Raw genomic sequence first — 10,688 nt, forward strand, 5'->3', positions numbered from 1 at the left:
GCATCCGCAGCACGGCCAGCCTCACACCGGCGACCACCGCGACCAACACCGCTCACGTCGGCGGTGCTGCCGCCAGTCGAAGCCGCAGCACTGGCAACGAATTTCCCCGGCCGGATCACTGCCCCAGGCCAACCCCACACGCGGCTCAGCAGCTTGCGCAGGCTGCCGCAGCCGCACCGATGCGTCGGCTGCACTGTCAGATTCACATCGGCGACCGCGACCACCGCGACCGCCGCCGCTCACGTCGGCAGTGCTGCCGCCAGTCGAATCCGCAACACGGGTGGGGTCCCTGCTGGATCCCGGCCCCAGGCCAACCCCACGCGCGGCTCGGCAACTCGCGCAGGACATCGCAGCCGCACCGAGCGCGTCCGCAGCACGGCCAGACTCACGCCGGCAACCGCAATGCCCGCGACCACCGCCGCTCACGTCGGCAGTGCTGCCGCCAGCCGAACCGCACCGGCGAGGAATTTCCCCGGCCGGATTACTGCATCCCGGGCACGCCTGCGCTGAGGTCGTGCGTCCTCGGCATTCCCGGGCCGGACGCGTGCGCCTGCTGCACGCCAGGAGCAGGCTCATGCGCCCGCGGCATGCCGGGACCGGAGACGTGTGTCTGCGGCATCCCGGCACCAGACGCCTGCGGCTGCGGCATCCCCGGACCAGACCCATGTGCCTGCTGCACGCCAGGAGCAGGCTCATGCGCCCGCGGCACGCCGGGACCGGAGACGTGTGTCTGCGGCATCCCGGCACCAGACGCCTGCGGCATCCCCGGACCAGACGTGGGTGCCTGCCGCATCCCGGGGCCGGGCTCGGGCGCTTGCGACATCGCAGGGCCGGGCTCAGGCGTCCGCGGCGCGCCGAGACTCGGCCCGGCGAGATCCGCGTGGTCGACCACCGACTGCGTCGGCGGTGCGGGGTCCGTCGACTCGTGCCGGCCGTTCAACCCGCGGTAAGACTCCGGCCGTACCGTGCGGAACCATTGCGCCGCACGGGTTCGCAAGGGCAGCCGGAACTTCAGATCGGCCAGCATCTCGTCGATATTGCGGATCGAGAAGGGCGTGATGGCGGTGCCGTGCGCGTGGTGGCCGCCGGTGCGCTCCTCCATCCAGCGCAGCCGGGCATCGATGCGCTCGCTCGCCTCGTCGTGCGGGGGCAGGTCGAGCTGACCGGCGAGCAGTGCGGCGATCCAGTGGGCGCCGACCTCGGCGTTGAGGGTGCTGATGACCGACGAGTTGTAGCCGGCGAAGGTCAGATTCGGCACGTCGAGCGGCAGGATCTGGCGGTGCAGGCGGAAGTTGCCGTGCTCGTCGGTGAGCCTGCGCTGGACGTACGGCGTCAGGAACGGCACACGCTGCTGAAAACCGGTGGCGCACACAACGATATCGGCGGGGATGACCTGCCCGTTGGACAGTTGCACGGCCGGCTGCTCCCCGCCGCCGCCGCGCATCTCGGTGATCGTGGTGTCGCGCTGCACGACGATGCGCCCGTTCGCGACCTGCTCGTAGAAGTTCTCGGTGGCGAGGCTGATGGTGCTCTCGGCGATCTGCTCGAACCGTCCCTCGGGTACCAGACCCAGCTCGCGCAGGTTCATGTGCTTGGTCGCGAGTTCCTGAATCAGGTCGAGATTGCTGATCCGGAAGGAACGTCCGGGGCCGTCGAGGTATCGGTCCATCCGGCCGGGCTCGAGGTGGTGGAAATGCGCCTCGCCGAAGCGGGTCAGCATCAGCCGCTCGTAGTCGAGCACCCGGGCCATCTTTCGCGGCATCTTCCAGAGCAGTCGCCGCGCGACCACGGTGGTCGAGCCGGCGACGTCGCTCACCGCCTCGGCGATGTCGCAGGCCGACTTGCCGTAGCCGACGACCACGACGGACCTGCCGCGCACCGCCTCGACGTCCAGGAACTCCGACACGTGTCCGAGCTGGCCGCCCGCGGCGCGGAACAGTTCGATGCCGCGGAAGTCCGGGATCGCGGGCTCGCTGAACACACCGTTGGCGATCACCAGGTGATCGCAGGAGCTCCGATGTATACCGCCCTGATCACGGATCTCCAGCAGCCATCCGCTGTCCACCGGGTCCGCGGCGACGACCTCGGTGCCGAGCCGCAGGTGCTCGCGCAGGCCGAAGTGGTCCGCGTAGGCGGACAGGTACGCCTGCATCTGCTCGCCGTCGAGCACCTTCGGGTAATCCGAGGGCATCGGGAAGTCGGAGAAGTGATAGGTGTTTTTGGAATTCTGGGTTCGCAGCCCCGGGTACCTGCGGGTCGCACTCCACACGCCACCGACATCGGGCGCACGGTCGAAGATCTCGACCGGAAAACCCTTCTGGATCAGCACTTTCGCGCAGGCAAGACCTGCGATACCCGCACCAACGATCGCGATGCGGTTTCCGCTCGTCATGCGCAGGAGATTACGTCGCTTGCGCCGCACAGCAAAGTCGGTCGCCCTAATCGCCCCTCCGGCGCCGCGGCACCGACGGTTCCATCGGGAGATCCCACAGTCGGCGAAGGAGATTGCTCTCACGCTGGCACAGTCGGTGGTCGAGGACGGCGAGGACCGACTCGGGCGCGCGTGAGGCGAGGGCTGATCCGGACTCGCGTCGATGCGCGCTCGGGCATGCGCTCGGCGAGATGCGGTTCAGGTCACAACCGCGACGAGACACGGTTTCGAACACGTGCGGCAAAGACATGGCCGTGTGAACGCGCAACGAGCTGCGACTCAAAGCAAACACGCGACAAGACGAGCGCAGACACGCGGAGGGCGAGGCGCAGTCCAACCACGGACAGGGCGCCACACAGCGAGACGCGGCTCAGGCCGAACACACGACCAGACGAGCGCAGCGCGTTCATTCGGCCCGCGCGAGCCGGTCCACCCCGCTACCCTGCGCAGATGAGTTCGATCGCGCCCGTTTTGCGGGGTGCCCGGAGGGCGAACTCGTTCGCGTTCGGGTTGCAGGGGTTCTTCTTCGCCGTTGTGTTGACCCAATTGCCGCAGCAGAAGGACAAGTTCGGGTTGTCCGATGGGTTGATCGTGGGGTCGGTGGTGCTGGTCTCGCTGCTCGCGGGCGGCGGGAGCGTGGCGGCGGAGCGGCTGGCGTTGCGGTGGTCCAGCCGGGCGACGGTGCGAATCGGGTTGCTGCTCATCGCGATCACCGGCACGGCGGTGGCGTTCGCACCGAATACGGCGGTGCTGCTGGGCACGCTGGGTTGCTATGGGATCGCGGTCGGCATCGTGGACGCGAGCACCAATATGCAGGCGGTGTTCATTCAGCACGGGTACGGGAAGGTGGTGCTGTCGTCGTTCTACGCCGCGTGGAGCGCGGGCTCGATCACCGGCGCGCTGTTCGTATCGGGTTGCGAGGCGCTGGACGTGACCCTGCGCGAGTCGCTGCTCACGGCGGCGGGGATCGTGCTCGTGATCGGGCTGGTGCTCGGCCCCCGGCTGCTCGGCACGCAGGAGGCGGAGGCCGGTCCGGCCGAGGAGATGGTCGAACCGCCGCCGGTCGCTTTTCGCGCGTACCTCATGTTCGGCATCGCGATGGCGTTGGTGTTCGCGATCGACCTGGCCGTCGGCAACTGGTCGGCGCTGTATCTGACCGACGATCTGCTCGCGAGTTCGGCGACGGCGGCGCTGGGCCTGGCCGCCTATCAGGGCACCTCGCTGGTCGCCCGGCTCACCGGCGATCTGTTCGTCCGGCGGTTCGGGCCGCGGCGCGTCGTGCGAACCGTGGCGTCCATCGGCGCGGTCGGCCTGCTGATCGTGATCGTCGCGCCCGGCCCGATCGTCGCGATGATCGGATTCCTGATCGCCGGCGCCGGCCTGCCGGTGATCGCGCCGCTGTGCTTCAGCGAGGCCGGACGACTGACGAGTGGCCGCGGCCTGGACGCGCTCATCGCACGGCTGAATGTGTTCAACTACGCGGGCACCCTGGTGGGCGGCGGGGTGGTCGGCGCGGTCGCGGCGGGCTTCGGCCATCGGATCGGATTCGTGATTCCGCTGCTGTTCGCCGCGACGCTGATCGGGCTGGCGCGGGTGTTCCACTCGCGGCCCGACGCGCGTAAACATCCCACCTCTCCCGATGATCATGCTCTACTGGACACATGAGCAACATCCCAGTCACCGTCGACCGGGCCGGCCTGTGGGACGCCGAAGAACTCAGTGACGTTGCGGCGGCGACCTTTCCGCTAGCCTGTCCCCCGAACGCCACCACCGACGACATCGGCCTCTTCATCACCGAGGCGCTCTCCGGCGAACGGTTCGGCGAATACCTCAGCGACCCGGCCAGAACCGTCCTCAAGGCCATCGCGGGCGACGACATCGTGGGTTACGCGATGCTCATCGCGGGCGACCCGACGGACGCCGCGACCGCCGCGGCGGTGAACCTGCGGCCCGTGGTGGAGATCAACAAGATGTACGTGCTGCCCGGCCACCACGGCAGCGGGGTGTCGACGGCGCTGATGCTCGCCTGCCTCGAGCGCGCGCGGGAGGACCGGTTCGCCGGGGTGTGGCTGGGCGTCAACCAGGAGAACACCCGCGCCACGCGGTTCTACGGCAAGCACGGGTTCAGCTCGGTCGGCACCAGGACTCACGCCGTCGGCAACCAGCGGCACGACGATTTCGTGATGCGGCTGGCCTTCTAGCTCATTTCACGAAATCCACCAGCGCACTGTGGAAGTCGGGGGCGATCACGGCCATCAGGTGATCGCCGGGGACCACGGTGAGTGTGCCGTCGGGTAGGGCGTCGGCGAGGCGCTCGGGCTCGGCGGCGAACGGATCGTTGTCGCCGGCGAGCACCAGGGTCGGCACGGTGACCTCGGCCAGGCCGCTGATCGGCCGGGCGTCGAGGCCGGTGGCGACCGCCTGGATGGCCTGCCGGTCGGCGTGCACCGCGTCCGCCAAAATCCGGAACATCATGGCGGTCGAGGGCGCGCCCTCGTTGTCCTCGCTCATCGCCTTTTGCAGATCCGTCAGCTCGACAACCCGGCGATCGACGCCGCCGCAGTCGAGCACGCCCGAGCCGACGCCGCCGATCACCAGGCGCTCGACCCGTTCGTCGGCGGCGGCGACCAGCAGCGAGATGATCGCGCCCATCGAATAGCCCACCTGCACAACACGATCGAAGCCGAGCTCGTCGTACAGCGCGCGCACGTCCTCGGCCATGAGCTCCCAGGAGTACCGCGCCGGGTCGTGCGGCTTGGCCGAGCGGCCGTGCCCGCGGGCGTCGAGCGAGACCACGGTGCGGCCGGCGGCCTGCAGCGCGCCGACCACGCCGGTGCTCATCCAGTTCGCGTTGGTGTCCGCGACCACCCCGTGCTGCAGCACGACGGGAACGCCCTCGCCCTCCCACACTCGATAGTTGAGTTCCAGGCCGTCCCGCGTCGTGAACTTCGTCATGACCGGATCGTAGCCGCAGCGATTGACAAGTTCTCTATGTTCAGTCTTTACTGAACACATCGTTCTTTGCTGAACATGTCGCACTCAGGAGCACGTTATGACGGCCATCCGCACCGAGGGACTGACCAAGCACTACGGCAAGCACGTCGCCATCACCGGCCTCGACCTGGAGGTGAACGCGGGCGAGGTGTTCGGCTTCCTCGGGCCCAACGGCGCGGGCAAGTCCACCACGATCCGCATACTGCTCGACCTCATCCGCCCCACCGCCGGCCGCGTCGAGGTGCTCGGCGTCGATCCGCGCACCGGCGGCGCGCAGTTACGCAGGCGAATCGGTTACCTCCCAGGCGAATTGGCGATCGAGGGTCGCCACACCGCCGCGAATCTGCTCCGCTTCCTCGCCGATCAGCACGGCACGGTACCGACGAGCCGGATCGCTGAACTCGCCGACCTGCTCGACCTGGACCTGTCCAGGAAGGTCGGTGCCATGTCCAAGGGCAACAAGCAGAAGGTCGGCATTGTCGCCGCCTTCATGCACCGGCCGGACCTGCTGATCCTGGACGAACCCACCTCCGGGCTGGACCCTCTTCTCCAGCAAAGGTTTTTGGACCTCGTGGCCGAGGCCAAGCGCAACGGGCAGACCGTCTTCATGTCCTCGCACGTGCTGAGCGAGGTGCAGCAGAGCGCCGACCGGGCCGTCATCATGCGCGCCGGGCAGGTGCTGGCCACCGAGAACGTGGACGAACTGCGCCGCCGCTCGCCGCGCTCGGTCGAGCTGGTGTTCGGCACGGAGGTCTTCGCCGACGACTTCGCCAGGCTGCCCAGCGTGCGCGATCTCAGCGTCGACGGAAAAACGTTGCGCTGCACCACCGAAGGCGAGGTGGACGAGCTGTTCAAGACGGCGGCCAAATATCAGTTGGTGAGCGTGTTGTCCACCGAGCCCGATCTCGAACAGATCTTCTTCCGCCGTTACGGCCGCTGAAACACTTACCGCACAGGAGAATTCGCAATGACTCGCTCGGTATTCACCCAGACGCTGAAGGAACAGCGGCGTGGACTCGTCGGCTGGTCGGTCGGCGTCGCCGTCGTCGCGCTGGTGTACCTGCCGTCGTTCCACTCGCTGAAAGAGCAAGGCTCCCTAGACAATATCAAGCAGAACGGCGTCTACGACGCGCTGGGCATCGGCGACTTCGCCAGCGGCACAGGCTTTCTGCACTCGATGATCTACTCCATGATGGGCCTGCTCCTCCTGCTGATCTTCGCGGTCACCTTCGCCGCGCGGTCGGCCGGCCAGGAGGAGAACGGCACGCTGGATCTGCTACTTGCCCAACCGATCAGCCGGATCGGGCTGCTCGGTCAACGGTTCGCCGCGTTGGCCGTGCAGACGGCGGTGGTGACGACGGCCCTCGCGCTGGCGGTCATCGCGGGCGCGGACGCCGGGGAGTTGGGCGTGCCGGTCGGCAACATCGTCGCGGCGAGCGCCGGGCTCGGGCTGCTCGCGCTGGCGGTCGGCACGCTCACGCTGCTGGTCGGTGCCGCTACCGGAAAGCGTTCGCTGACACTGGGTTTCGCGTCGGTCATCGCGCTGGCGGGCTTCCTCGCCAACACCCTCGGCGCCGACTGGGTGCGCAAGATCTCCCCGTTCTACTACGCCATCGGTGACGCGCCGGTGATCAACGGGTGGAACATCGGGCACCTACTCGTGCTGATGGCGGTGTCCGCGATCGCCCTCGCGCTCGCGCTGCGCGCCTTCCAGCGCCGCGACCTCGCGGTCTGACCGACCCGGAACGGGGCGAGCCGACACGGCCCGTCCCGTTTACCGCTATTCGCACCACCGAAGGGATACTCGACCGATGAGCCCCGATGCCGTCGCCCCCACCCGGAACAGCTGGCCTTCGTGGAGGATTTCGCGCTGGTACTCGAGCGCATGGGCCTGGTCCGGATGACCGGCCGGGCCGCGGGCTGGCTGCTCGTGTCCGACCCGCCCGAGCAGACGTTCGGTCAGATCGCCGACGCGCTGCAAGCCTCGAAGGGTTCCATCTCCGGCGCGCTCAAGGCGCTGGTCACCATGCGCTGGGTCGACAAGGTCTCCAAGCCCGGCGACCGCAAGGACTACTACGCCATCCGCCCCGGCATCCTGCCCGAGCTGACCCGTCAGCAGAGCGGCATGTACGACGACCTCACCGTCATGACCAGCCGCGGCCTCGCCCTCTTCGACGACCCCGACGGCGACCAGGCCGCCCGAGTCCGCGACATGCACGAATTCTTCGTCTGGATGGGCAAAGAACTCCCTGCCCTCATCGACCGCTGGTACGCCGAGCAGCGCTCCTGAGCGATCAGGCGAGCAGTTTCGCGCGGAGGGCGGTGCGGTCGTCGTCGGTGAGCTTCAGGCCGTCGCGGACGTAGTCGTCGAAGCTGCCGTAGGTCTTGTTCGCCTGGTCGAAGGCGGCGTCGAGCCAGGACTGCTGGACGCCGTTCATCGGGTCGTCGGCGCGGGCGTTGCGGAACTCGTTGGACAGCAGGTAATCCTGGTTCACGGTGTCGCGGTCGACGCCGAGCAGGGTGAGCAGGACGGCGGCGGTCCAGCCGGTGCGGTCCTTGCCCGCGGTGCAGTGGAACAGGACCGCGCCGTCGGTGTCGATGATGTCGTGCAGCACCGCGGCGAAACCCTCGTTGGCGCCTGGTGCGGTGATGAACGCGCGGTAGAGGCTGTCGCCGCCGGTGAGGGTGCTCGCCAGCACCTCGGGCGGGGCCTGGCCGATGACGTCGTCCCAGTTCGAGATCGCGCCGGCGGGCACCTTGTCGGGGCCGATCGTGCGCTCGAAGACCGTGCGCAGATCGTCGACGACGCGGACCTGACGCCCCGACAGGTCGGCGAGGTCGGCGGGGGTGGCGTTGTTCAGCTGACCGGTGCGGTAGACCAGCCCGGTGCGGACCGTCTGACCGGTGACGGTGCGGTACCCGCCGACGTCGCGGGCGTTCTGCACGCCCTGCAGATTCAGCGCGCGATCGAACGCGACGGCCGACGCGGCGGGTGGTTCGGCAAGCGCGGCGCCGGTCACGGGGCCGAAGGCGACCGCAAGTCCGGCGGCCAACGCGATCGGGGCGCGAAGCGAGCGGGTCATACGAGTGCTCCAATCGTCGGTTCGAGCTTCCGACCACCAGGAAACCAACCGAAATGTTTGCTGGTCAAACTCAGCCGTATCAGGCCGCTACCTCGAACCTCGACAGCGCGAGCAGGCGCGAGATCGCCCGGAGATACTTCTTGCGGTAACCACCGTCCAGCATCTCCTGCGAGAAGATCTGGTCCAGCTTGGCGCCCGAAACGGTGACCGGAATGCTCGCGTCGTAGAGCCGGTCGGCCAGCACGACGATGCGCAACGCCACCGCCTGATCGGCCACCGGGTGCACGTTGGCGATGAACACCGACGACACCCCGGCGATCAGCGCGCCGAACTTCGACGGATGCAGCGTGCTCAGATGCTTCAGCAGCTCGTCGAAGTCGTCGAGCGTGGAACCCTTTGTGGCAGCGGCCCGTTCGGTCAGCGCGGCCGCGGAGGTCGGCTCCGGTGCGGGCGGCAGATCGCGATGCCGGTAGTCCGGGCCGTCGACGCGCACCGGCTCGAAGATCGAGCCGAGCTTCTTGATCTCCCGCAGGAAATCCTGTGCGGCGAAACGACCTTCGCCCAACTGCCCCGGCAGCGTGTTGGAGGTCGCCGCGATCGAGACGCCCTTGGCGGACAGCTCGGTCAGCAGCCGCGAGACCAGCATGGTGTCGCCGGGATCGTCGAGCTCGAACTCGTCGATGCACAGCACGCTGTTCGCCGACAAACGCTCCACCGCGTTCGTGAACCCCAGCGCGCCAACCAGATTGGTGAGCTCGCCGAAGGTGCCGAACGACTTCGGCGCCGGCGCGCTGTGAAAGATGGACGCGAGCAGGTGGGTCTTGCCGACGCCGAATCCGCCGTCCAGGTACAGCCCGGCGCCCGTCACCTGCTTCTTCTTGCCGAACAGGCTCTTCTTGTGCACGGCCTGGTGAATCTTCGCGACCTCGCCCGCGAACTCCTCGGCCTTGCGCACCGCCGCCGCCTGGCTCGGCTCCTTGGGATCGGGAATGTAGGAGTCGAAGCTGACCTCGTCGAACATCGGCGGGGGCACCATCTGGGCGACGAGCTGGTCGGCCGGCACCTCGGGGTGGCGGTCGACGAGGCGTTCCTGCGCCGACGAGCGCAGCGAATCAGCGTTAGACACAGCCGAAGCCTAGTGACGTGGTGAGATCTAGTTTCATGCAGCGTATCCACAATGCGATCCAGCTCACAGACCTGAGACCGGACGACCTCGCGCAGTTGTACGCCTACCCGCCCGACCTGCGCGAACCCTGGGTCCGCGCGAATTTCGTGGCGAGCATCGACGGCGCCGCGACCAGCGACGGACGCTCCGGCGGACTCGGCACGCCCGCCGACAAAGCCGTCTTCCTGATGCTGCGCGAGCTGGCCGACGTGGTCCTCGTCGGCGCGGGCACGGTCCGCGCCGAGAACTACGGCGGCGCGCGCACCGATCCGCGGCGAAGGCGCGCGTTACACGAGCGCGGCATCGGCGGTCATGCCGAGGGCGCGCCGCCGCCGATCGCGGTGGTCACGGCGAGCGCGGCGATCGATCTCGGCTCCCGCTTGCTCACCGACACGGCCGTCGCGCCGTTGATCATCACCACGACCACCGCCCCCGCGGACCGCAAGCAGCAGTTGGCCGACGCGGGTGCGGAGGTGATCGAGGCGGGCGATCTCGCGGTGACGCCGAAGGCGCTGCTTCGCGTGCTCGCCGAGCGCCGGCTGCATCGCGTGCTGTGCGAAGGCGGCCCGCATCTGTTCGGCGAGTTGCTGGCCGCCAACGAAGTGGACGAACTCTGCCTGACCATCGCGCCACTGCTGGTCGGCGGCACGGCGCGGCGAATTTCTTTGTCCGCGCACGAGTTCGACCGTCCCATGACGCGCGCGCATCTGCTGCTCGACGACGACGGCACGATGCTGACCCGATGGGCCCGTGCATGAAACCACCGCCCGAACCTGGCAGGCTGTAGCGCATGCGCTGGACTCGGGCCGTCGTGCTGGCCGCGACACTCTCGATCATGATCGCCGGATGCGGGGCGGGGCCCTCGGATCGTCCCGGCGTCGCCGTCGAGCGCCAACGCGTCGGCGGCGCCGCGCCGACCTCGGTCGCCCCCGCCCCGCCGCCGAGCGCCGAGCTGCCGAAGACCGATCTGGCGTGGCGCGACTGCACGACGCCGACGCTCGACCTGCTCGGCCTC

General features: G+C 68.5%; 10 protein-coding genes and 1 pseudogene. 7 read left to right on the top strand and 4 right to left on the bottom strand.

Annotated features, from left to right (window positions below; genetic code table 11):
* Positions 1-481: 481 nt before the first annotated feature.
* Positions 482-2,392 (bottom strand): flavin-containing monooxygenase, encoded by a 1,911-nt coding sequence (locus ON39_RS20580; protein ID WP_246003232.1) that lies wholly within the window; start codon positions 2,390-2,392, stop codon positions 482-484.
* Positions 2,393-2,881: 489 nt separating this feature from the next.
* Here ON39_RS20580 and ON39_RS20585 point away from each other — a divergent pair, with 489 nt between their 5' ends.
* Both ON39_RS20585 and ON39_RS20590 read left to right on the top strand, forming a co-directional pair.
* Positions 2,882-4,096: an MFS transporter gene (locus ON39_RS20585; RefSeq protein ID WP_040736730.1), complete on the top strand. Its 1,215-nt coding sequence runs from the start codon at positions 2,882-2,884 to the stop codon at positions 4,094-4,096.
* Positions 4,093-4,632, top strand: coding sequence for a GNAT family N-acetyltransferase (locus ON39_RS20590; RefSeq protein WP_174412548.1), 540 nt, complete (start codon positions 4,093-4,095; stop codon positions 4,630-4,632). The genes ON39_RS20585 and ON39_RS20590 overlap by 4 nt, the downstream gene beginning before the upstream one ends.
* A gap of 1 nt (position 4,633) precedes the next feature.
* Here ON39_RS20590 and ON39_RS20595 read toward each other — a convergent pair whose 3' ends face one another.
* Complete coding sequence (locus tag ON39_RS20595; protein WP_040736732.1) at positions 4,634-5,386, bottom strand: alpha/beta fold hydrolase; 753 nt, start codon at positions 5,384-5,386, stop codon at positions 4,634-4,636.
* A 97-nt stretch (positions 5,387-5,483) separates the two neighbouring features.
* Between ON39_RS20595 and ON39_RS20600 the strand changes: the two genes are divergently transcribed.
* The 3 genes from ON39_RS20600 to ON39_RS20610 all read left to right on the top strand — a co-directional run bounded on the left by ON39_RS20600 (position 5,484) and on the right by ON39_RS20610 (position 7,715).
* A complete protein-coding gene (locus tag ON39_RS20600) occupies positions 5,484-6,365 on the top strand; it encodes an ABC transporter ATP-binding protein (RefSeq protein ID WP_040736733.1) in 882 nt (293 codons plus the stop codon).
* Positions 6,366-6,392: 27 nt separating this feature from the next.
* On the top strand, positions 6,393-7,160 hold the full coding sequence (locus ON39_RS20605) for a DUF2705 family protein (protein WP_040736734.1): 768 nt from the start codon (positions 6,393-6,395) through the stop codon (positions 7,158-7,160).
* A gap of 120 nt (positions 7,161-7,280) precedes the next feature.
* Positions 7,281-7,715, top strand: a complete 435-nt coding sequence (locus ON39_RS20610; RefSeq protein ID WP_051186849.1) for a GbsR/MarR family transcriptional regulator — start codon at positions 7,281-7,283, stop codon at positions 7,713-7,715.
* Positions 7,716-7,719: 4 nt separating this feature from the next.
* On the opposite strand, the gene ON39_RS20615 is transcribed toward ON39_RS20610, so the two are convergent.
* Complete coding sequence (locus ON39_RS20615; RefSeq protein WP_040736737.1) at positions 7,720-8,508, bottom strand: tyrosine-protein phosphatase; 789 nt, start codon at positions 8,506-8,508, stop codon at positions 7,720-7,722.
* 79 nt (positions 8,509-8,587) lie between these two features.
* Entirely contained in the window at positions 8,588-9,634 is a 1,047-nt protein-coding gene (gene zapE, locus ON39_RS20620; RefSeq protein WP_083894573.1) for a cell division protein ZapE, read from the bottom strand.
* A gap of 35 nt (positions 9,635-9,669) precedes the next feature.
* On the opposite strand from zapE, the gene ON39_RS20625 reads away from it, so the two are divergent.
* Complete coding sequence (locus tag ON39_RS20625; RefSeq protein WP_051186850.1) at positions 9,670-10,431, top strand: pyrimidine reductase family protein; 762 nt, start codon at positions 9,670-9,672, stop codon at positions 10,429-10,431.
* Between the two features lie 32 nt (positions 10,432-10,463).
* Positions 10,464-10,688 (top strand): annotated as a pseudogene (locus tag ON39_RS20630) (alpha/beta hydrolase); the annotation flags it as partial.

This window comes from Nocardia tenerifensis NBRC 101015 (assembly GCF_000308715.1).
Classification (GTDB): Bacteria; Actinomycetota; Actinomycetes; order Mycobacteriales; family Mycobacteriaceae; genus Nocardia; species Nocardia tenerifensis.